13 protein-coding genes are annotated in these 24,069 nt (G+C 56.5%); 5 read left to right on the top strand and 8 right to left on the bottom strand.

The features are described 5' to 3' along the window. Positions 1-29: 29 nt before the first annotated feature. From BN996_RS05405 to BN996_RS05390, 5 genes are all read left to right on the top strand, one after another. Positions 30-806 (top strand): hypothetical protein, encoded by a 777-nt coding sequence (locus BN996_RS05405; protein WP_089777507.1) that lies wholly within the window; start codon positions 30-32, stop codon positions 804-806. After that, positions 803-2,326 carry a DUF8048 family protein gene (locus BN996_RS19715; protein WP_139043106.1) on the top strand — a complete coding sequence of 508 codons (1,524 nt, stop codon included), beginning with the start codon at positions 803-805 and terminating at the stop codon, positions 2,324-2,326. Before BN996_RS05405 ends, BN996_RS19715 begins: the two co-directional genes overlap by 4 nt. 138 nt (positions 2,327-2,464) lie before the next feature. Beyond that, positions 2,465-4,354, top strand: coding sequence for a hypothetical protein (locus tag BN996_RS05400; protein WP_139043105.1), 1,890 nt, complete (start codon positions 2,465-2,467; stop codon positions 4,352-4,354). Further along, on the top strand, positions 4,354-5,424 hold the full coding sequence (locus BN996_RS05395; RefSeq protein WP_089777505.1) for a hypothetical protein: 1,071 nt from the start codon (positions 4,354-4,356) through the stop codon (positions 5,422-5,424). Before BN996_RS05400 ends, BN996_RS05395 begins: the two co-directional genes overlap by 1 nt. Next, the gene (locus BN996_RS05390; RefSeq protein WP_209446885.1) at positions 5,414-6,205 is read left to right on the top strand and encodes a DUF6339 family protein; all 792 of its coding nucleotides are present in this window, start codon (positions 5,414-5,416) and stop codon (positions 6,203-6,205) included. The genes BN996_RS05395 and BN996_RS05390 overlap by 11 nt, the downstream gene beginning before the upstream one ends. A 109-nt stretch (positions 6,206-6,314) precedes the next feature. Here the strand turns inward: BN996_RS05390 and BN996_RS20475 are convergent, their stop codons facing one another. The 8 genes from BN996_RS20475 to BN996_RS05345 all read right to left on the bottom strand — a co-directional run bounded on the left by BN996_RS20475 (position 6,315) and on the right by BN996_RS05345 (position 23,666). After that, a complete protein-coding gene (locus BN996_RS20475) occupies positions 6,315-6,683 on the bottom strand; it encodes a hypothetical protein (protein ID WP_226908704.1) in 369 nt (122 codons plus the stop codon). Positions 6,684-7,132: 449 nt separating this feature from the next. Continuing rightward, positions 7,133-11,338 carry an NACHT domain-containing protein gene (locus BN996_RS05380; protein ID WP_089777503.1) on the bottom strand — a complete coding sequence of 1,402 codons (4,206 nt, stop codon included), beginning with the start codon at positions 11,336-11,338 and terminating at the stop codon, positions 7,133-7,135. A gap of 202 nt (positions 11,339-11,540) precedes the next feature. Continuing rightward, complete coding sequence (locus tag BN996_RS05375) at positions 11,541-12,365, bottom strand: IS5 family transposase (protein WP_089777502.1); 825 nt, start codon at positions 12,363-12,365, stop codon at positions 11,541-11,543. 91 nt (positions 12,366-12,456) lie between these two features. After that, the gene (locus BN996_RS05370) at positions 12,457-14,328 is read right to left on the bottom strand and encodes an ATP-binding protein (RefSeq protein WP_089777501.1); all 1,872 of its coding nucleotides are present in this window, start codon (positions 14,326-14,328) and stop codon (positions 12,457-12,459) included. Next, entirely contained in the window at positions 14,325-15,614 is a 1,290-nt protein-coding gene (locus BN996_RS05365) for a DNA double-strand break repair nuclease NurA (RefSeq protein WP_089777500.1), read from the bottom strand. The genes BN996_RS05370 and BN996_RS05365 overlap by 4 nt, the downstream gene beginning before the upstream one ends. Further along, on the bottom strand, positions 15,615-18,884 hold the full coding sequence (locus tag BN996_RS05360; RefSeq protein WP_089777499.1) for an AAA family ATPase: 3,270 nt from the start codon (positions 18,882-18,884) through the stop codon (positions 15,615-15,617). Next, on the bottom strand, positions 18,881-20,149 hold the full coding sequence (locus BN996_RS05355) for a DNA repair exonuclease (RefSeq protein ID WP_226908703.1): 1,269 nt from the start codon (positions 20,147-20,149) through the stop codon (positions 18,881-18,883). The genes BN996_RS05360 and BN996_RS05355 overlap by 4 nt, the downstream gene beginning before the upstream one ends. 958 nt (positions 20,150-21,107) lie before the next feature. Then, a complete protein-coding gene (locus tag BN996_RS05345) occupies positions 21,108-23,666 on the bottom strand; it encodes an N-6 DNA methylase (protein WP_089777496.1) in 2,559 nt (852 codons plus the stop codon). Positions 23,667-24,069: the final 403 nt, after the last annotated feature.

Raw genomic sequence — 24,069 nt, 5'->3', positions numbered from 1 at the left:
TGTGACGAGCGAACGGTCGGTGATCGCCAATGACGTCTAACGAGGGCCAACCGAGTGAAGAACCACTCATCCTCCACTGTTTCGCGGACTACGGCACGGAATCAGAGGTACTCAGCGACTTCGGGAATGTAATTCGTGTCGGGATCGATCCCAAAGACACGAACGAGAGCACACCGATCAAAGCAGATGCCCACATCAAGGACAAGGAGTGGGACCTTCCTGTCAAGGACGACGTCACGTTCGATTTAGGGCTGTTCCACCCGGTCTGTTCCCGATGGGCTGCGACGACGAGCATCTCAGGAGACCCCGACAAGCACGAAAACATGATCCCGAGTGCGCGGATACTCGCGGAGAAGTACTGTGACCACCATATCATCGAAAACGTTCCGCGCGCACCACTCAACGACCCCGCCGTTCTGAATGGGCGGATGTTCGGTATGCCGATTGAGTACGAGCGCGCCTTCGAGACCTCGTTCAAGGTGCCACAACCCCCTCGTGAGCGCCAGTTTTTGACGACAGATGGATCGTCTAATAAGGCGGAAACCTCGTCGTTCTTTTTTTCGGAGCGCTCCAGAGAGTGGTGGGCGGCAGTCAAGAACTACCCACCGGGGCCGTATCCGAAGAGTCATCTGGCGAAAAACGCGATACCTGCACCGTACATTTACTATCTGGTTCGGTTGTGGCTGATGGTGTACGAGGACGAGCAAGGCATCTCGGAAGGTCGGGTTGACTACTCCGACTACGACGAGCGGATGGACACTAAACGCAAAAGTGCGGACAATCGCCAGTTAGACGAGTTCCGATGAGCGACGACGAGTGTCACGTGTATTTGGACCGGGGGTCCAACACGTCGTACGTTGGAGATCCGTTCGTAGGGGTACCCGTGTCTCGTGACATCGTCGAATCCGTCGCAACTCAGTATTCCATCAAGGCCGATTCACTTGCTAGAGCGCTTCGAGAAGTACGAAATGCGCCCGCCATCAATGTTGAGACTCTCTTCACGGGGTTCGACCCTCTGCCGGTAGGACGTAGTGACGACGGGCTGTTGTACGTACTAGCCGAGGGTGACGGATGCTGGGATGCTGCTGCCAGTCAAATCGGACTCACCGAAGGCGGTCGTGACGCCGTGGCGGCAGCTCACGACCAGCAGGTCGAAAAAGTAGTTAGAGACAGAACTGAGGGGAGCAGTGGTGGGTTCGTCGTCTCGTGTTCAGAGTTCCCTGCAGACGCTATCGGTGACATCGTAGCGGTGTCGGACAGGACCAGACTGACGAATCGGCAGGCGACGATATGGATCCTCTCACAGTACGTCCCAGGTAGTGGCGCAATCGCCCGCTTACTCTCGATTCCTCAATCAGTTGTTCAGTCGGAAATCGCTACTGTTGACCGGGCTACCCGGCGGATTGCGGTGGAGACACGAACCCTAGACGTCCCTGGACCACTCACCCGTCTTGAACCGGAACCGCAGTCCCCGAATTGGATGGGACTCGATTGGTCGAGATGGTTCGACCTTCGGGACCACAAAACGCTTCGTAACGAACTGCCACGCCGCCCAGGTCTCTACCGAGTTCGCCATTCAGAAATTCCGGGTTTGATGTACGTCGGAGAGTCGGGATCAGAAGGAGGTGTGCGACAGCGCGTAGGGCTTGGTCTGTCAGCTGGGGTGAGCGGATCGAATCAACAGACTGGAGACAAACACGGCGCGGCCCGTGCCCTTCGGCAGATTACTGATCTTGTGGGAGGTGAGATGGAGGTTTCTGTCACGACACCCCCGATATCGTCAAATCGGAGGCATCGGCGTGCAATCGAAGCAACCCTGGTGGCCATCTGTCGGCGAGAGGTTGGCTGGACTCCTATGGTCCAACTGAACCGAAAGCCAGTTGAACACGTAAGCAGGTCCCACGGCAAGTTGCACCGGGAGCTGAAGGACGCCGCAGAACGGTCATCGTACACCATCCCGTCGTGGCAACCTTGGCGTGACGTGACCGCCCAGAACTGGTTGGGACTCAACTGGACCGAGAGTCGCCCACTCTCCGAGCGGGGCGTGATTGACAGTAGTGGAGTACACGCGTTTCGACTGTGGTGGGAGGGAACCGGGGAACGGTGGAATCGAACGGTTCAAGAGGTGGGTACGACCGGGTCGATATCAAGCCGCCTCTTCAAGTTGCAGGGTGAATACGGAGAGGATATGCGTTTCTCTGTCGTCAGCCTTGACGGGCTAAGCTCTGACACCCACCGTCGGTCGCGTGAGCTCAGCGAAGTCCGTCACGACCTCGTCGGCGCACACTACTTGGCCACCGGCATTCCCCCAAAGGCACAGTTCTGAACTTAATCGAGTGACTACGCCGACAACACACCGCACACATTTATGTCGGCACGGGAGATTTGTGCCAATTATGAATCGTATCGCATGCTTCTCCGATATGTCTGCGGCCACATTCGCTAGTACCGGTGAGCAGTCGTGATGAGCGGTAAGTGGGGATTCACGACGTCTCGACCGACTGATGCTCGATACGGAGACGACGTCGCAAAGTACGCGATGTCACACGGTGAACCCGGGCTGAAGACCTTCGTTCGGGAGGTGTTGCAGAACTCGAACGACGCACGGTTGGAAAACGATCAACCGGCACGGGTGACGTTCAAGCTGGAATCTTTACAGGGTGACGAGGCAATAGAGTACCTCAGAGCACTCGACATCGAGACGTGGTCCGAGCACGCCAACTTAGCGACAGACACGAAGAGCGGGAAACACATCGCTGAGGCGATCCAGCGAATAAAGGACGACGAGGAAATCCGCATTCTGACCATCGAGGACGAGAACACGGAGGGACTCCTCGGTGAGGAGAACGCCGACGAGTCGAACTTCACCGCGCTGGTCCGTGACGTGCTATTCAGCAGTAAGTCGGGGGACACCGCCGGGGGGAGTTACGGTCTGGGGAAGGCTGTCCTCTGGCTGTACTCGGGCCTCTCACTCGTCATGTTCAATTCGACGCTGAGCGAACCCGACCCGACAGACCAGTCCCCCCGATTGATCGGTCGAACGCGATTGCCGACGCACAAGTCCGAAGACGGCGATACGGTCTTTCAAGGACACGGTTGGTACGGTAATCTGAACGGGGACGAGGAGGGTGCGAGGCCGGAGTCCATCTGGGGAGACGAAGCCGAATCGATAGCGGACAACCTCCAGTTGGAGCGTCCAGACGCACCGGGAACGAGCATCCAGGTCGTTGATTTCCGCGTGCCTACAGCCGAAGAACGACTTGACGACGAGGAGTTAGCAAACCAGATCACGGAGATGGCAATCGAGTGGTTCTGGCCTGCAGTCTATCGTGGTGACTTAGAGGTCGCAGTCGAAGTGGACGGTGAGACGAAGCAAGCAAGTATCGGCGAGTATCCACAGTACAAGCCCTTCACGGACTGCTTGGACGACCGTGACGACTCGGTCAGCCAGTTGGACGATCCAGAAGACGTCGCGCAGGCGAGCATATCGCTCGATGTACCTGAAAAGAGCGACGGGGGGGACGGTACAGATGGCCAACTGGACTTGCTGGTTCGGCGTGCAGATACGGGTGAGTATCAGCATCGGAACCAGGTGGCGTTCGTCCGGGGTGCGGGGATGGTCGTCGAGTACTACGACCGAGATCGAGTCGTCGTAGGGAACCAAGACTTCCACGCAGTTCTACTCGGTGGGCGCGCGCGACCGTGGGGAACCGACGAAGCTCCAGGAAAGGCAGAAACTATCGTAGAGGAGTTCCTGACTGCTGCAGAGCCACCTCAGCACGACGAATGGGTGCGAACTGAGACACTGGCCAACACCTACTCTCGGGGATTCAGAACCGCAGTAGAGGGTATCAAATCTGACGTGACGGAGACCTTACGCGGACTCGTCGCACCCAACGTAGACCGAGGCACGACCGGACCTCAGCGTCTGGGAAACCGATTCAAGATCGGGAACGAATCACGAGGGGGAAGTGCTGAGCGTGAGTCGCCTAGCAGTCAGCGCGTCACCGGAGATACGAACATCTCGTTCGACGAGGTGTACACACACTGGTCGTTCGACGGAGAGGTGGAGCCTCTGAGCGATAGTAACGAGATACGAGCGGTCACCGTTTCGTTGATCCGGATGGCAGAGGAGAGAGCAACGTCGGATCGCTTGCCCGTCCAGAACATCTCGTCAGATACGGCGGGTGTCTCGATATCGCTCCCCGAGCAGAAGGGCGTCCAAGTGGGACGGCTGGAGCCAGTTCCTGGCACGTCAAAGGTGTCCTTCGAGGGCGTGTCGACAGAAGATCACAGACAGGTAGAGACCAGAATGAAAGTGTCGGTTGACGTAGCAGAACGGAGGGACAAGTAATGGCGACGGTCAACGGAGAGGTTGAAGGAGCTGAGCCGGACGAAAAAGAGGAACAAGACGTCCGGACGGGTAGTTTAGTCAGCCAATCACTCCCGCACGAGTATCAAAAAGAGGCGCTCGAATTCAACGTCGAATCGTTCCGCCTGGATGGCGCTCTTCTCGGTGAGAGAGGCGATCTTGACGAGGAAGACCAATATCTATCGCTGGTGGACGAGAGTAACTGGGAGACGTTGGAGCTGGAAGGTGCCGTGACCATCAATCAGGACACTGTTGAAGACGTATTCCCGTTCAACGAGTGGGATGAGACGCCGGGGCGGCTTGCACTAGTGAAGGAGAATCCACTCGCAATGAGTCGAGACCGGCAGATCCTCACGGACTCACCGCTGGAAGGAGGAACCCACGAGTTCACCTTGTCCATCAACCGTGACGACCACCGTGGACGAGTGAAGATCAAGCCGTTCCTCACAAGAACTGAGAAAGGTGGTTCCAGTGGATCGAAGCACGCGTCCAAGGTCGGCGCGCGAGTCGCTGACGGGCTCTCGTGGATCGTTCGACTTGACGAGAGGGACGACGGTGGAAGTCTTCTCATGCCGATCATCGAAGACTTCAGCGACTACGACCGCTTCCCCGACGAGAACCATATCCACTACCTTAGCTTGGAGGCACCTCGGAACCCACAGCTATATCTGAACAAGGAACACCCGCAAATAATCAATGTTCTAAACAACACGGGGGCGACAGGCGGACCACCCCGGCTGCGTGACGTACTCTACGATTACGTCGAACATTCCGTTTGGACGCAACTACTGATGCAGACGGCACGTGACACGAGCCCTGACACGGGCGAACCAGAGTACAGTTGGCAGGAAGACGTATTGGGCATCTTTTTGGACGATTTGTACCCAGATCTCGGTGATGACGAGGCGAAGATCCAACTCGCCGAGGACGTTCGTAGTCACGTTGATGTCCCAGACCTCGTTCAGCGGATCGAACGTGCGGTGCATCAGCAGTACAACCTTCCGTCCGATACGACGAACCTGATCGAGGAGGCGATCCAAAGTGACGACTGAGCTTTTCCACCTGCAGAGTGCAGCCCATCCGATGATCGACAATCGGTTCCTCGCTGGCGAGCGAAACCTCACGGAGGATGACCTCCGTCCGTACTTACAACCGCTCGGTCGCTCCATAGACTTGAGTCCGGTTGACGAGCGGATTGAGGAGATCCGTGCTGACGAAGATATCGACGCTCAGGACTCGCTGATAGACGCCGAGCTAGCACCAACACTTCACCGTACTCTCGATCTAACGCGGAACGAGGCGGCAGACGCGGGCCTGTGGCACTACCTCTGTGTCGTTCGGTTTCCGGAGTTCGTCCACTATCGGTGGGACCACGTTTTCAATCCAGAAAGTCCGGGCAACATGGAGGAGAAGTTCCTGAAGGCAGGGACCGACGCCTACTCCAACGCACTTCACCGGATCTGGTGGGGTGCTGAGCTCACTTACGAGGAAGGTGAATCAGGAGACGTTGATGATCGAGACTACAGTAGAACGAAGCAAGTCCTCAGTTTCCAGGAACTCGCCAACGACATCTTGGACCACGACTTTGCACGGTACGTCCCCGTTACACATACTTGCGGTGATCTCCTATGTCACGACACACTGAACGAAATCAAAGAAGAAGGTACGTACGACGACCCACCGTCTAACAGTAACATCGTGAGCCGGACGACGACGCTCTTACGGGAGGAACTGACGGTTCGGCGTGTGGAGATGATGGAGGAAGATGACGTCGTAGAGACGATAGAGAATCTCCGTGACGACGTGATGCGTAAAGATGCGGGTTGGTCGTAACGGGCTGGTGGTTTGTGCTCTCTCACAGTGGTCTCATATAGCAGAGTGAGATATTGATGGAAGTTCGTTGAGAGTGCTGTGGATGAAATTTGGTTCAGACTGTACTCCGTCAACAAGAGATACTAGGGCGAACGACGGGACGGACAAGGCCGTTTGTTCGCATCCGGTCAAGCCCGAGGTGTGTCAGCGTCTCTCCATCGGGACGATCATCTACTAATCCGAGGAGGATTGCGACGCGGCGGCCGCCTGACACGCTGTTGATTATCTTATCGGCGTAGATGTCTCGTGTATTGCCGTCTGCGGTGAGGGCGAGGACGCAGCCGAGGTAGTTTTTCGGGTGGTTGACTGGGAAGCTGCCTTCGGTGAGGTGGTGCGTGGTTGCTTGGAACCGGATGGCGTCAATGGTGGTTGAGAAGTCACCGGCTCCGGTGACGCGAGCGGGTTCGACAAGTGTTGCGTCGTGAGCGGTTTTCGACACCGATGATACCGACGTTGAGATCGCGGGCGAGTGCGCGTGCTGTGTCAGTAATGCTCTGGATCGGGGCAGCGACGTACCCGAGGTTGACTTCGGAGAGATGCGCGTGTGCTTGGTTAATACCGCGAGTCACGTCCGCTGCACCTGGGTCTGAGTTGTGGCCTTTCGCTTCGATGACTGCGACAGGAGTGGATGCGGCGTCCCCATTCAACACTTCGAGTGCTGGCATACCGACCCCGAGCAAATCGGGCTCACCTTCGGCGAGACGTATCGTATTGTAAGGTGAGAGTCGGGTTCGGAGTTCTTCCGGGATTGTCCATCCGCCCCAAGTTGACTGTGTGAACTGTGTTTCCGTGACAGCGTAGTGATTTGCGCTATCATGGAGAGTCGGGTAGAGCGTGTCCTTCGCGGCAGCGAGAACAGTCGGTTCAGTGAGCGTAGCGGTCATCAGATCAATCCCAGCTATGGAAGTCGCTTGTCGCTTCTCCAACGAACTCCCCGTCAGCGTTAAGTGAATATGCTGCCCGGATTTGACTCTTACCGAGCTGGTTGCCTGCGGGATCCCCGGTTAACACTCTCTTTTCACCTTTCACAATCCAGACAAGCGATAACCCTTCATTCTCTAACTCACCGCGAATGCCATTCTCTGCGGCAAGCATCGATAAGGAATCTACTCTCCCCATCAAACCCCCTGATTCAGAGAGATCGGTTACCCGAATTGGAGCTTCCGTATCCTGCGTGAATTCTCTCGTATCTATGATCCATTCTAGATCCAGTAATTCACAGAGATACGGAGTCGGGGCAAACATCCCGTATTTCTCCTGAATAGAACAATCATATTCCGCCTCCCAGATCAGGTCAAGCGTGGTGTTCTCCGTATCAATCGGAGCACCTCTAATTGCATCACCACTCTCCTCCCACCGGTCTTCAACTACAGGATGCCATGGATATTCTCCTCTAAGAATCTGGGTCACCTGACCGAGAGACACCAAGTTACTCTCAATCTCACCACTCTCAATCCAATCCCTTCTAATCCAATCTCGAAGAGTCTCCTCGTCATCCTCGTGAACGAGAACAGATTCAATCCAAACAACCGTTTCCCGCGTTATACTTGATTCAGGACTCTCATCGGCTCTCCACTTATACGTACTATCTAATGGCAGCCACTCCCCACCATCCACAGAAACCTCAAGTAGATCTGTTAGCTCCGGGAAATCCTCGTGATTTGAGACCCACTCATCAAGTGGCACCTCATCAACAAGGCAGTCAAAATCAACGACGTTGTCCAGAGATCGCTCCGGTTCCGAAACAGGGTCTAGAACAGATGGGTCGATATCCCTCCGGAAATACGTCCAAGGACCGGTGTACGGAGTTCCTCTTCGAGAATCAGAGAGACCATAGTTATCGGTAACCCAGGCAACTAACTCATGGTACGCGATCCACTGATACTTTTTACTGAACTTCTCAGGCTTCCTGTTTCCCATTCTCCCATGGAAGCCTCTGTTGACGCGGTCATCGAATTGTCCAAAGTTGTCAGGGGTCCAACCGAGGTCAAATACTCGTTTAGTTATCCAGCGAAGAGCCTTATCACAAGGAAAGTCAAACCCATGGACCTTGCCAGCACTATGATTACTACCAACGATATACCGGGCAAAATCACTCGATCCTCTACCCTCAAAATCAGATCCCACTAATCCCCACCAGAACCGCGCATTCACATCCGTTTCAGACTCCTCAAGGCACGTCTGAACTTTCTCCTGCAACTCCTCCGGTGAAGGCACCTCAATAGAGAACGAACTATCGTAAGGCGGTCTCACCTTCTCTATGTCCACCTCGAAATCACCGATCCGGTAATCCGCTAATTCAATTATTCCTCGTGCATAGTCCCTTGCCAGTAGATGCGGGATAGGGTCGTTCTCTGAGAATTCTATCTCAAATACTGTATTGGCAATTTCAGCTACTGCATCGTGGTCCTTGTTGCGGAGGACGGCACCATATGCAGCTGTATAAACACGCTCCAAGATGTACGGATCACTTACGCCTTGGAAGCGTTCGATCAGTTCAATAAACAGGTCAATGTCGGACCCTACGACATTGACCATTGCTTTAGTCGCACGGTCGCGGACGAACCGGTTAGGGCAACTGAGGAACAGGGAAAGAGTAAGTGAGATCAGACGCTTTGACTCGCGTGACTCAATCGGGTTGTTCTCCAAGGAGAATCCCCAGTTTACCAAACGGAACACCTCAGAAGTGTCATCGCTCCACTCCTTGTGAAGGAACGTAGACCAGTTGAAATCGCGTTGAGCCACTTTTTGCCCCATATGAACTTGATAGAGATATTCTGCATTCATTGGGTGATCCGGGCTGGTGGCTAATGTGAGAAGAACACGCCATAATTCATACAAATCCTCTAAAAGATGCATCTCCTCCCACAGATACTCCTCTATATCCTCTTTCAACTCACCGTCAGAACCCGTTAGTGACTGAGGATGTCTCCACCCCAGGCTCTTGATAAACGGCTTTAGAACCTCCTCTGAATCAATAAACTCGAAGACTTCGACGCCCTCCTGCTCAGGAAGATGAATTGCAAATGCCTGGATCAAGCCAGGATACTGCTTAGGGCTCTCAAAGATCTTCTGTAACTCCTCCTCTTCTGCAAGAGCCTGCTCAAAGTCTCCGTCCACATATATCTTTAAATACTGCTGCGCCAGCATATGATCCGCAAATTTATCGTAGGAAAATCTGACTGCTTCACTCACATCGCCCCCAATCGGATTAACGACCTCCGAGATCAAACCTTCACTCAATATATTCCCATAGAGGCTCTCAGAGTAGGATGTACCAGAAAAGATATCATCAACGATCTCTTTCGCCACCTCTTTGGGTAGACGCTTTGTCCCTTTTCCTCGCTCTGCCATTTCTCTAGCCAATGCTTCGACGGATCGCTTGACCAGGTTAGCGCGGGGATCATAATCCAATCGCCAGCGTAGCCGCTCATTGATCCCGTCAATATAGCCCTCAAAGATCTCACTCAGACCCTCTGGACCGTGGGATACCCGGCTCTTCCCCTGATTTTCCAGATTCTCACAGAACAACTTCAAGAACAAAGGAACTCGGAACTCACGTTGGAGAACAGGAATCGAGGAATGCTCAATGCTGTGTTCATCAAAGAACTTCCGCACCGCTTCATATTCGACCTCGTGAAATCCGTAATGTCGGGACTCCACTAAGCCATCACCAATGCTACTAGGGATGACCAGATCCTCATACCCTGACCGGCAGCTGACGCACAGCCCGATGTGTGGATAGCTATCAAGCTTTTTCAATAAGCCCGGAAGCCGACTATTCCAAATCCGTGGATCAGGACTCTCATTCAGGGCGTCAATCATTAGCAGGGATCGGACACCGCGCGACTCCCCAAAGGAATCTAACGCACCCAGGAACTCTTCAGTAGTACAGTCTAACCCTAAGCGTTCAATTATCTGTGACCAGATACTCCTGTTAGTGAAATTCTCTCCTAACATTAGAACGGTGGGGTGACCGTTCTTCATTCGCCTTTTAGCTACGTTACATAGTAGGTGGGTCTTCCCCATACCGGCGTCGCCGAGCAGCTTCAGTCCTGCCGTTTCTGCCACCTCCAAATCACTAGTTTCTACAAAATTATTGAAATTATAGACTTCACTCCGAAGCTGGCGGAAAGAGTAGGATGTATAGTCATCTGAAGCATTTTCATCCCCTTCTTCGCCTTCCTCCTGCAACTTTTGCAGTGCAGAATCCAAATCCCAAATTGCATCATGAGCAGTCTCACTTACATCTTGTAACTCTGAAATTGGGATCTCCTTTTGAATCTCTTCAATATCTTCAAGCAGAACGGGGATCTTCTCAATAGCGTCACGCAGGTCAAGGAATGCCTCTTCATCAGCTTCTTTCAATCTCTCAATCGAACTTTCTGTGAACAAGTCTCCTGCTTTATTATTCAGTTCTTCCAAGCGCTCCTCAACATCTTCAACAAAACAGGGGGTCCGACCTAATGGCTCAAATATATCTGCGCTTCCGGTATCCACGTGAAGCTCCGGACTATACCGATCATTAGCATTTGAGATCGTCACCTCCAGTTCTTCACTCAGCTTGGGTTCTGTGAGTTGTTCCGAATCAAACCAGAAGTAAAGCCGACCTTTGTGCTTTTCATCGCTTAAAAACTCGTAGAGCTGTGACTGACCCCAGAAAACGAACTCAACATCCATGTCCCGTTCATCAGCCCATCGCTCCCACTTTTCCTTTCGATCATTCCACTTTTGCAGAGCGGTCTTTGTTCTGCCGTCGTCGTCTGGACTATGCGGTCGATCACAAGGGACGCATACAAAGTACCGGCTTAGGTCGTTATACGTATCTAATGCCTTCTCAATTGAATCATCAATCTGTGACAGACTACTGCTGTCAATACTGTCGACATATTTGGCTTGCCACCCCCAGACCTCGCCCCTGGGAGATTCCCACTTACATTCAATCCCTGCATCAGGATCTCCAAGACGTGTATAATTCCAAGAATCAGACACCTCTTCGAACTGATGTGCTATCTGGCTACACAGTTCTTCAAACCCCTTCCTACGCGAGTCTTCAACCGGTCTAATATTGCTAAAGTCTACAGAGACACTCATGGAGGTAACCTGAATTGATATTGTCGGCAAACTTTTTCTCGTCAATGAGTATAAAAAGTCCGACCGCCAGTCACTCACACTTCTAAGAAAAGAGGATGTGCTGACTCTTTCAGAACTCTCGGTTTTTGATAGAATATAGATGCTGCAATAGAGAAACTCCTTCCAAGGGCTCTGGTGAATCGCCATACAGCGGTTGATTTGGCTATGTTGCGGCACGCTTGATGTTGTGAACGGCACATTTCAAAACGAGTTCACGAAATTCACGGTACCACGTTCGCGCTCGCACGGCGTCGCCGTGCGTGCGCTTGATCGACGAGAAAACCGTCTCACACATCGATCTTTGACGGTATCGAGGCCCATCGACCCGCGCGTTATGCGCGTGGTCGATGGGCCGGAAGATGCGATGTTTAATCAGCGGTCTCACGCCTTCTTCGCGGAGTCTTTCACGTAACTGCATCCAGTCGTAGCCTTTGTCGGCGGCGAGGCTGTGCAGGTCGCCTGCGTTGCGGGAGGCGACCTGCCAGCCGAGTTGTGTGTCGTGGGTTTTCTCGGTCGTACAATGAACGTCGAGAACAGCTTGGGTTTGCGTATCGGCGAGAGCCGTCGCTTTGAGTGTCTGAACGCGGTGATTCGTGCGGCGGCAGTAGTGCTTGCTAGCGTTTTCGCGGTCGAAAAACGTGGCATCGATGGCGGCGTGACCCGAGGGGTCGTGCAGCTGCGCCGACAGGCGCAGCAGCACTCGCCAGACCTTCATCTGAAACCTATCAAACGCCTTAACCAACGTCGAGTGGTCAGGGAGATCGCCCTCTTCGAGGCCGATCTCCCCACAAATATGCGGCATTTCGCTCAGCAGATCGAGGGCGTTGCGGTACGACTCATCGTGGTAAATCCGCAGACAGTGGAGCGATACAAGGGCGTAGTCGGCGAAGCCGCCACCCCCTTCGGGGGCGGCGACTTCGCCTCGGTCACCAACAACATTTTTAGCCAACGTGACCGCTTTGCTCGTGAAGCGGGAAATTTTCGACATAGAGCATCGACGGTTTCCCGCTTCATCTTCCAAATTCTAACGGCCGAAACCGACGCCGTCTAGTGATTCACCAGAGCCCTTCCAAGGCTTTTCAGTTGCTGTGTTGGGTGAGGCAGTAGGGGAGGCCTTTGACTTCGACGGCTTCGACGTCGGGGGCTTTGATGACGGCTTGGCCTTTTCCGTATTTTTGGAGGTCTTGTTCGTAGCCGCGGGGGATGGAGGGGACTTTGGTGATGACTTCTTCGCGGAGGCCGAGGAAGATGTTGGTGTTGGTTTGTTTGAGGATGTCGCCGTCGATGTCTTCGGGGTTTTGGGTGATCATGAAGAGGCCGAGTTTGTCTTTGCGGCCTTGTTTGACGGCGTCGCGGGCGCGGTTGACGATGTATTGTTCGCGGAGGGTTCCCGGGTCTGAGACGTAGTTGTGGGCTTCGTCAACGGCGACGAGGAGTGGGGTGTCTTTGACGTTGGGATCAACGTCGTAGTCGTCGATTTTGTTGTCGATGATGTAGGAGAGGATGGAGAGGACGGTGAGTTCTTCTTTTGCGCCGTGGAGGTGGCTGGTTGGGATGACGGTGACTTGGCCTTCGCGGAACACGGCGTTTGACACGTCGGGGAGGGGGTTGGTGCCGTGGTCGAAGACGTCGCGGTAGGCGGCGTCGGTGACGCGACGCATGATTGCGCCCCATGTGCCGTCTTCGATGTTGTACCGCTGGCGGAGCGGACTTTCCGAGTCTTCGTTGGTGCGGAGGTACTGGAGGAACCCGTCGTACGTCGGCGTGTTAGTGTCGGAGAAGTACGCGTCGATGCAGTTTTCGAGGGCACCGCGTGTGACTTCCGTCGGAGAGTACGGCATGAGGAGCTGCGGGCGGTGCTCGACGAGCGAGAAGGGGATCGTGAGGCTTCGACTCTCACCGGTACTCGGGTCGTTGGTGTTCCCGATGTCCGGGATGAATGTCTCGAAGTTGTCGATGCCGCCGACTTCGATGCCTTGCCGTTCGAGCCGTTGAATGAGTTCGTCCTCGTTGCGGAGTTCGGGGTTGTCGTTCCGCATTTCGGAGTATTCGTTTTCGGGGTCGAGGATGACGAGGTTGAGGCGGCTGTGTTCAGTGTCGCCGGTCTGGTGGTTCTCTATCGGGTATCGCTTATCGGTGGCGAACTGGCGGAGCAGGTTCTTCGTGAAGTGTGTTTTCCCTTTCCCAGTTGAGCCGGCGACGAGGGTGTGCCGGAAGATCGCGGGTTCACCGGATTCGATTTCATTGGTTACGGGGTCGATGCCGGGGTTGTTGATGAAGTAGGGGAGTGGGTCGCCGTCGACGGTCATTCGGTCGCCGCCGACAGAGAGGTATCCGGCGAACACGCCGTCGTGCGGGATGTTGAGGCCGGTTCGGAGGTATTCTTCGTCGAGGGAGAGTGCGACGGGCGTATTGGGTTTCGGGATTTTGTTGACGATGCTGCGTTCGAGGTCATCGTCAGTGGCGGAGATGATGGCGATTGGTTCGAGTTCGGCGACGAGGACGAATTCTGTCTCGTCGAGGGTGTGGGCTGCCGTAATCCGGTTGTGGGTGTCGGATTTATCGTCGAGTTCGGTGTAGGGTTCGTATCGGAGTCCGTCGACGATGGCGAAGAGTTCGTCGGGTTGCTCGGTCGGGTCTGGTTCGGGGTATGGGATTTGGACGTAGTCGCCGACGCGGACGTCGTCACGGCAGTTGGTTTTCACGAACGCGTTGACTTTGTAGTCGCTGCGGGTGACGTGGATTTCTTCGCTGGCGACGATGTGGCCGAGCTCGTCTTCGTCGGAATCGGTCAGCGCGTTCGGGACGGATGTCTCGGGGACGTTCGCTTCGGATTCGACGTCAGCACTACCATCCGTGGCCTGTTTGGTCATGGCGGTGGATTCGGTTTCAGTTGATTCGTCGTCTGCGCCGGGGTCGTTTTCGAGGAGATCGTCTAGGTCGTCGCTCATTGTTGGAATTGGGTTTCTGGTGGTTGTTCGATGTCGTTCCAGCGGCCGTCCCAGTTGTAGTCGTGGGCGTAGTCGGCGGTCGTGAGGAAGTCGCGTATCGTGTCGCGGTTCTCGGGGCTCACTCGGGCGATGCGGTCGGCGCGCTTGACGGCACGCGGCACGTCTTGCGTCTGTGCAATCTCTTTCAGTACCTTGTACTGGAGTTCGTCGCGTGTCGCCGCGTCGGCGATCATGAGCTGCGGCGTTTCGACGCGGAGGACACCGCCGGTCTTCGGGAGTCGGACGTAGAAGAACGCACGGCGGTAGTCTTCCGGTGCGCCGTGCGAGAGCTCGCTGCTGTAGGGCTCTAGGAGTTCGAACGCCTCGCCGTTGACCGGGGCTTGTTCGTGGACGAACCAGGACGTGTACGTGAGGTGTTCGAGGCTCTCGTCGCGGAGTACCTCTGCGATGAACTGGTGGTCGCGCGTCCACGGCACGTCCGGAGTTGTCCCGCGCTCACCCGTGATATCGTTCGCCCCGAGTTTCTCGTCGAGGGCGTCGAGGAGTTGGCTGATGGTGGAGGTCTTGACGACGCCGACAACGGGGAATCCCTGCTCGTACTGGGTGTCGATCACGTCGATGTAGTTGCGGACGATCTCGTCGGGTTTCTTCCACGTCCCAACGGGTGTCGTCCGGCCGACTTTGTCGAGAAGAACCCAGTAGAGCACGCCGAGCGGGTAGACCGCGCCGTCGATGAACAACACGCCATCGAACGCATCCACGTTCGCAGCGGCGTGCGAGCTTTCCGCGAGGCCTTGTGCGGCTGTGGCGACGGACTTCGAGAGCGTCGCCGAGCGTTGGGTCGACGGGAACTGGACGACTTCACCGGCGACGTGGTTCGTTTCGAACTGCTGGGGGTGGAGCGTGCTCTCGCTGTCGGCGAGGTAGACGACGGTTTCGATGGTGCCCGTGTCCTCGATGCGTTTGTCCGCGTTCGCGCCGGCGACGCCGATCTTGGCGTACGCTGTGTCCACGATGAGTCCGTTGTTGAATTCTAAGGGCCGGGTGGTGCTCGCGTCGAGCCCGTACGTTGGACTGCCCCACGGGTCGCCAGTCCACGTCCCAAGTTCGTCGATCCGTGTCTTTCGGTATGACGGGTCGTCGAGCGCGCTCACGCGGCCGCCGTCGAGTGCGAGGTGAGCGAACAGCTCGCGCGCGTACTCGGATTGTGACGTGACGTCGCGCGGAATGTTCGTGTCGATGTGGTCGAACATCTCGCGGACGATGCCGAGCGCGTCCGCGTCCATTCAGTCGTTCCCCGCAGTCCGCATCGTGATCTGACTCGTGTTCGACGCCTCGTCGATGGTGATGTAGCACTCGTGGTCAGCGCCGTGGATGAGGCTCTCGTCGTGTGAAACGACGATGATCTGCGGGACGTTCCACTCCTGGATCGTCGTCAGCATCTGTTCGAGCTGGCCGACGTGGCCTTCGTCGAGGAATGTCGTGGGCTCGTCGAGGATGAACGGCGGGAGCTGGCCCTGGTTGCCGCCGTGGAGTTCAGCGATGAGCTTGTAGATGCCGGCGCGGAGCGCGAGATTCACGATGGCGCGCTCGCCGCCGCTGGCGTTGCTCGGGTCCTCGGTCGTTCCGTCGTCGCGCAGCAGACGGATGTCGTACTCGTAGCTCCCGCTGCGGTCGTTGTACGCTTCCTCGATGAGGACCTGCTGGTAGCTGCTGTTCTTGTAGATCTCTTTGAAGATGTCGTTCGTGTACTCGTTGATGTACGCGAGGTACTGTTCGCGGAGGTCGGACTTCGTGCTCTCGTAGATGGCAATCGTCGAGTCCAGCTCGTCGTGGACTTCCTGCGCCCAGCGCTCTTTCCGCTCCAAGAGGTCGATCTGCGCCTTCTTCCCACGGAAGTTCTCAAGGTCTGCTTCCAGGCGTGTCCGCTCGTCACGGGTATCTTGGAGTTCCTCTTGCCGGTCGTCGCGCTGGTCCTGGCGCTTCTCGACGAGTTCCTCGACTTGGTCCAGGTCGTCCCGGAGATCCTCGATATCCTTCTCGCCGAGGTTGTCCTCTATGTCCTCTTTCTCCTCGCGGAGACGGGCGATCTGGCTGTTGAGATCCTCGATCCGGTCACGCGCGTGTTGAATAGACTGCTGTTCCTGCTGGATCGTGGTTCGAAGGTCGGCGATGTCGTCGTAGCGTTCGACTGCGTCTTCGACCGTCTTCCGAGCGTCGTCGAGCTGTTCGACGCGCTCGTCCGCAGCTTCGAGGGCGGCTTCCGCGTCCTCGACAGCCGCTTCCTGGTCAGCGATGTCGCCGTTGAGGTCCGCGATGTCCTCGTCGAGCGTGTCGATGGTATCGACCACGTCTTCGATATCGCTCTGGAGGTCTTCGATCTCGGTTTCGAGCGTGTCGACCACGTCACGCTGCTCACGGACCGCGTCGAACGTGCCGAGCACCTCGTCCCCGGTCTCGACGTCAGCGGTGACGGTTTCGATCTCGTCGTCAAGGTCCGCTACGCGGTCGTCGAACTCGTCGATTTCAGCCTCCAGTTCGGTGATCGTCGCCTCACGGGCCTCGATAGTCTCTTCAAGATCATCGATGTGATTCTCTACGTCGGCCGCCTCGTCTCGGAGCGACGTCACGTCCTCCCGTGCCTCGACGAGCGTGTTCTCGCGGAACTGAATGACATCGATGACATCATCACGGAGGTCCTGTAGTGACTCTTTCTCCGACTGGAGCGCTGCCTCGGTCTCTCTCGTGTCTTCGAGGGCAGACTCCGCGTTATCGATCTGCGCTTCGAGGTCCGCAACCTCATCAGTCACGTGTGTTTCGTCGACCGACTGTCCGCATTTCGGGCACGTCCCTTCGTTTTCGAGGGCTTGGAGTTCAGCGATCTCCTCCTCGTAGCGCTCGATGTCGTTCTCGTGGCCGGCGATAGTGTTCCCGACGTCGTTCAACTCGGTGTTGACCTGTTCGAGTCGGGTCGGGAGGACCGTGTCGCGGAGCTCGCCGAGGTTCTCCGAGGTAACGTCGATATCGAGGTCGGAGCCGAGCGAAGCGAGCTCGTCGAGACGGCGTTCGAACTCGTCCTCGGCTTCCGAGAGGTCGTCCTCGGCGCGTTCGATGTCGTCCTCTATGTCAGCGAGTTCGACCTCGGCATCGGCTAACTCGTCTTCGGCGTCGTCTCGCTCAGACCGCGCGTCTTCGAGATCCTTGCTGGTGTGCTCGCGTGTCGTTGTGACCTCGCGTTTCGTCCCGGTCAGGTCTTCGCGCTGCTCGCGGAGCTCCTCGATACGGTCCGTGACGGCGCGCTCGTGCTCGTCAGTGACCTCGTCGGGGTCGTCGACCGCAGGGAGGAACGCCGCGACGCGCTCGTTCCGGTCGTTGAGCCGAGTATGGAGGTCCGATTCGGCGTCTTCGAGGTCTGCCTCTGCCTCTTCGAGGCGTGCTTCGAGTTCGTCGAGCTCGTTCACGCGTGCTTCGCGCTCGTCGCGGGCTTCGGTGAGGCGTTCTTCGAGGCGTTCTAGCTCGGCTTGTGCGTTCTCGAAGTCGTTCTTCCGCTCCGTCCGCTCTGTGGACGCGGTCGTGTACTCGCTCTGTGCCTCCTCGCGGGCGTCACGAGCACTATCTGCCGTGGTGAGGTCGTACTTGACCTCGTCGTTGAGGGCGGCGATCTCGTCTTCAAGGGCTTCGATGTCGTCCTGGGCGTCTTCGATTGTGGACTCGCTATCGTCGATGGTGGACTGCGCGTCTGTGCGGTCTTCCTGTGCGGACTCGATCTGTTCGATCTTGTCGTCGCGTCGTGCTTCGAGGTCTTCGTAATCCTCAATGTCGCCCTCGATGCGGTTGCGTTGCTCTTTGAGTTGGTCGATGAACTCGTCGTATTCTTCGATCTCGTCTTCCAGTTCCTGAATGCGGTCGGTGAGTGACTGGATTTCGTCCTCGTACTCCGGTTCGGTGTGCTCGAAGCCGTCGAGGTCCTCTTGGTAGTTCTCACGGCTGTTCTTGTTTCGCTCTTGGACGCGCCCGGCTCCGCGGCGCGCGAGTTTCATCCGGTCGATGTATTCGTCGATCTCGTCGAGGCCGAGCAAGCTGTCGATCATTTCGGCGCGGTTGCCGGCGTCGATCAACCGGTCGATCTCGCCCTGTTTCACGTAGACCGAACTGGAGAAGTCGTCCTCATCCATGCCGAGGAGGCTGATGACTTCTTCGCGGACTGGACCAATCCCGGTGATTGGCTCGGAGAACGAAGGCGCGTCGAGTGTGGCGCTGTTCGGCGTGCTTGTGGTGTACAGCTTCCACGTCGCGGTGTATTCGGTGCCGTCGATCTCGAAGACGAGCTCTACCGTTCCTTTGTCTTCGCCGCGTCGCACGAGGTCGTCGAGCGTGAAGTTACTCGTCCCGACGTTGCGGATCTTCGAGAGGAACAGCCCGCCGAAGATTCCCATCAGGAGCGAGGTCTTCCCGGCTCCGTTCTCACCGTGGATGAGGATCGTTCCTTCCGGGAATTCGACGGTTTGGTCCTCGTAGCTCCGGATGTTCTGGAGCGTGAGCGAGTTGATCTTCACTGTTCGCTCACCTCGTCATTATCCGCGTCGTCCAAATCCGCGAAGGCGTCCGTCTGGGCGTCTTGGATCATCCCTTCGATGACGTCGTCGATTTCGTTGGTCGCCAGATCGTCATCGCTCCGAATGCGTTCCTCGACGGCGGTCGTGATCTCGCTTAGGTTCTGCTCGGCGAGTTTCTCCTCGATGAGTTTGTCTGCGCTCTGAATCGCGCCCTGCGGGCCGTCCTCGGGATCGAACTGTGTTCGGCCACGACGGTCGTCGACCTTGCAGACCGCCGCGCCGTTATCGACGACCATCTCGTAGACGTCGCTCGACGTGACGGGTGTCCGCTCACCGGCGAGCGTGACGATAGCAACCGTGTCATCGAGCTGGTGTCGTGCGATCTGGTCGCGTGCGTACCCGTGACTGTCCTCCTCGTCGAACTCGATTCGGATCGAGACGAACTCCCGCGTGTCGAGTTCGATCTCTCGTCGGTCGAGTTCACCGTCCTCGATTTCGAGGAGGCTGACGGTCCGCGGCTCTACTTCGTCCGTCGCACAGCGTTCGGTCGAGCCAGCGTACCACGCAGGGACGCCGTCGATAATGCCGCTCTCAGTCTGGTGATAGTCACCGAGTGCGAGCGCGTCGACATCGATGTTCACTCGTTCGAGCACCTCTACGAGGTCGTGGTCGGCGTAGAACTCGGGGACGAGTGGCTCGAACAGTTGATGGAGACCAAGCAGGCAGAACGTGTCGTCGTTCTCGGGCTCGTCAAGCGTGAAGTCAGTGGCCTCCCACGCGGGTTTAGTGACGGCGTCAATCCCGTAGAGCGCGACGTCATCGTTTACCGTCGTCGGCGTGCGGTCTAGGCGTTCGGCCGTGCCTGTCTCTCGGATGAGGTCCAGCCACTGTTCGTCCATCTTCCGGTCGTGGTTCCCGACGATCCCGTAGAACGGGATGTCCGCGTCGGAGAGTTTCCGGAGGGTTTGGATGCAGTCCGTGACGACCGGCAGTGAGGGCGTCCGACGGTGGAACAGATCGCCCGTGTGTATGACGGCGTCCACGTCTTCACTGACTGCGCGGTTGATGGCCGCGTCGAAGGCGTTCGTGAAGTCGTCTCGCCGGATATCGCTTCCGTACTGGCGATTCCCGAGATGTGTATCGCTTAGATGGAGGATCCTCGTCATAGATTTCTGAACTACCCTAACCTGACAGTTGAAGGTACAATAACGTGTGGTGACCGAAGTGAAAGTAATAGCTACAGAACTAGAATATACGAGTGTCAACAGTAATCTCTACAGTATTTTTCTGGCAAGTGAGTCGCAGGAGGCAGGCCGTCGGTATTTTGCGTAGTTTATTAATCATAGTGAGGGACCGCTCATATGAGGAAAGAAAACCGGAGCCAGATGCACTCACTGGAACGCGAAAGAACCGCGTTTGAGGTGAGTCAGCGATGAGTTTTAGATCAACGGACCAGGACCAAGATCGATTTAATTAGCTCGTCGAGTTGAAACAGGACAAGTTCTGCTATCGGCCGTTGCGCGAGACTATTGCTGAGGAACTGAGGAGCGACGAGCAGTTCCGTGGTCTCCTAGTGTTGTCAGAACAATCTCGGTAGTTTGTTACCGCCCGTGAGCCACAGGTGGAACACGGCGACTCGATGCGAAACTCCATCGCAGACTACGGAGAAACTCTAGATGAGGCTCTCCATCGTCAAGCGGATGAGCTCATCACGAAACTCTGTGCGTCGTACGTTCGTAAGGATGACCGATTGCTAGCTGAGGATCTAGACTCCGTCGACACGACTGAGATCCAGGCAGCTTTAGATGGGATCGATCAAGCGCTTCAGTGGCTAAACAATCACGAGGAAATCGTGGCACGGCTGGGAATCAGGTATCCCAAAGACAAGTGGTGACTCACGGTACGTAACAAATCTCCCCTACGGGTCGCGTGTAGAGGGCTTGTTTTTCTCCATACTCGTCCGTGTACTCACGAGCGTACGTACAGACGTACGTGAGTAGGTACTTATCAATGGAAGAGAGTTCTGCAAGGTGGGATTTGCTCACGCTGGTCGCAGCGAGTGCCGTCCTTTAGAAACCAGTTTCTCTTATCAACATCTATAGATATGGCTGTGAAAGTTCGGAGAGCCCCAAGACAAGGTCGTATTGGGCTTTAGCGTATCGTGCTAGAGCCAAGGGCCAGGTTTGTTCGACAAGTGATGGGGAAGACGACGACAGACCTGACTCACAGGGTTTCTTCGATCGGATACTCGATAGGAGATTCCTCAATAGAAGAAGCAGACGCTATCTCGGGTACTCGATCAAGGATTTTGTCGACGCGATCGATAACCGGCTCTTGATCGACCTCAAACCGAGCTGCTTGACACAGATCGTCGAACGCCGCCGCGAGGTCTCTCGCGGTTTCATCGTCCAAGGTGGTGGGGTCGATCACGGGTAGTTCCTTGAGTGCCGAGATGCTGAGCTTCTCGTATCCTCCCTGCTTCGGTTCCGTGTGATGGTTGATGATCTGTTGACCGATGTGACTGTTGAGATACGCGAGTAAGGCCTTGAGTTCCATGTCAGTGAGGTTCGCGTTGTAGATCCCGCGGAAGTTGTTGATGTTCCGTGCGCAAGTCTCGTTTGAGACGAAATCGAACCCGTCTCGGCCGGCGTCTTGAACTAGAACTCGGGGCGACGCCTGACGACGAGGACGATACCAACACGCCCGGTTTTCGAGTGCTTCTGTCTCGAACAGGTCGTGTTCGACCGCCGCATGTTGCAAGTACTGAACCGTATTTTTCGATCCGGTGGATTCGGTCTCCAAGTCCAATTCCGTCACGGACGCGATTTCCTCACCGAACTCCGCTATCGATTCCGGTACTTCGGGGAGATCGTCGGGGTCCAGCAACCAGACATCATCTCCGTCTTCTCGTAACGCTTCCCAGTCTTCCTCGCGGAAATCGTACCCCGAAACGAGTTCTGGACGACGTATCAGTCTGGTCAGGTGGCGTTCCGGAATTCCGTATTCGTCGACGTCCTGTTGTGACAAGCAAAACGCCGCGGTGCTTCCGGTCGTCTTTCCCCGGTGAATATCGACGAACTCCCCGAGCGACGGAAGACCGCTGGTGTCGATCGGACACGGATCGAAAAACCGTGCCCAGTTCTCGCACCGGTCGAGCTCCGCCTGTTTAACGCAGTTGACGAACCCCCACTCAGTTTCTCCGTGGTTATCTGTTCTCACAGCGTCTCGAAGCGTACTCTCGTCGACGGACTCGTCGAGCCGGACGAAACGAGTGAGCTCGTCTTTCTCGCCTTCAGACTGCACCTCTAAGAACGCGAGTAGCGCGGTGGACTGGGCGGTATCGTATACCGAATCGCCGTCCGAATCGAACTGCACGAGCGCTTTAATGGCGAATTCATCAAGCAAGAACTGCTTGAGGGACTTCCCGTAGTCGTTCCACAGGTAGTTTTGCGGAGTCAGAAACACCGCCCGGTCTCCCTCGGAGAGGAACTCGCGGGCGTGGTACACGAAGTACGCGTACAGGGCCGACCGCACGCTGATATCGAGGCCGGTGGACTGCTCCAGCCGCGCGTTGATGGATTCTTTGTACGCGGGCGGGAGCGCGTCGCCGGCCGTGTACGGAGGATTGCTGACGATCCCGTCGATGTCAGTCCCAAGATCCTCCGGAACGAGGTCCAGGAAATCGGTCGAGCGCATCTCGCCGTCCTGTCCGCACAGCGTCAGTGCCGTGTGACCCATCAACAGCGAGAGCGGGCTGCGGTCGATCCCGTCGACGTGTGACGGGTCCGTGGACAGAGACCAGCGCGAGTGGCGCGGGACCGACAGCGCGCCCGTTCCCATCCCCGGGTCGAGAACGGTGGCGTCACCGTTCGTCACCCACGAGTACATAGCGTCGCTGATCTCGGCGGGAGTTCGGAACTGGCCGAGCGCCGCCTTTCGAGCCTCGTTCGGAGTTACGGACTCGTAGACCGACCCGAAGTCGTCAGCTGGTCGAACGGAGTGAAGCAGTCGGAATCGGCCCCCTAAGACGGCTTCCAGTGCGTCATCGTCCGCGAACGCCGCGACTCGGTCGAGAACGAACTCTTCGAAAGCCGGATCGTCCGTTCGGTGCCGGGCCCGTTGAAAGTCTCGCCGCGGGTCCCTCGACAGGGGCGAGACGTCGCCCCTCCGGTGGTACCATTCGTACAACGTCGCTTTGACTAGGACACTCAAAACTGCTTGCCGTGCGACGGTCGTTCGTATCGTCTCGCTCTCGACCGAATCGAACCCGTGCAGGTCGCACCACTTGTCGAGCTGCTCGCTGAGTGACTGTGGCAGGTCGGAATCGAGAGCCGAGACGACGGTCTCAGCCACGCGTTCGATGCTCTCGACGAGTCGGTCTCCGACGATCGGGACGAACGACCCCGACGCCGAGTCCCACTCGTAATCGAGGCGGTCGAGGACGCGGTCCTTGAACTGACTCTTCGCGTCTGGTTCCCAGACGGGGACGCCGATCTCTGCGGCGGCTCGGTAGAGCTCAAACTTCGAGAATGGCGGTGGAAGTTCTCGGTCGTCTCCCGTGAGACGGTCGATGACGCCGTCTATCTGTTCGCGTCTCAATGCTTCCAGACCGGCCGGCGAGACCGGTGAATCGTCTATTTCTCCGGTCGTTGTGAGTCTCGGGGTACCACCCGAGGGGTACGTTTGGGCGCGACTCGTTCTGCGAAGACGTGTGCCGTTGACGGCGGGTTCGGTCGAGTGCTCGGACTCACCGACGACGTCACCGTCGAGTGCGTGATTCATCACACCGGCAAAACCGCCACTCAGGGAAGAAACCTCGCCCCAGACTCGGCCATTTCCCGCCGAGAGGGAGGGGGAAAGGGGAGCAGAAACCGAAATCCGCACTGACGGCCCGACCGACAGACTGACAGCACGACCATATCGTGGATGCCAGCGAAATCCACTAATTGAACGCGCGGGACGATCGCAGTTCGTGCCGGTATTAGAGAGGACGTAGTGCTGGCGTTGATGGATCGTTTGTAGACCGCAGTATCCGTGGAAAGGACCCGCAGAATCGAGAGCCGATTCCCCTCCGCGGCATCGTTCGTTCAATATGATATCTCCCGGTAAACTGCTTCTACCTCCTTGATTCCGTGGAATTCAGTTATCACCCAATCGGGAGCAATCAGCCAGCCAACACTAACGT

Origin of the sequence: Haloferax massiliensis, from assembly GCF_001368915.1 — an archaeon.
In the GTDB taxonomy this organism is placed as follows: Archaea; Halobacteriota; Halobacteria; order Halobacteriales; family Haloferacaceae; genus Haloferax; species Haloferax massiliensis.
The sequence above is the reverse complement of the archived record's forward strand: the minus strand, read 5'-3'. Positions and strand labels throughout refer to the sequence as shown.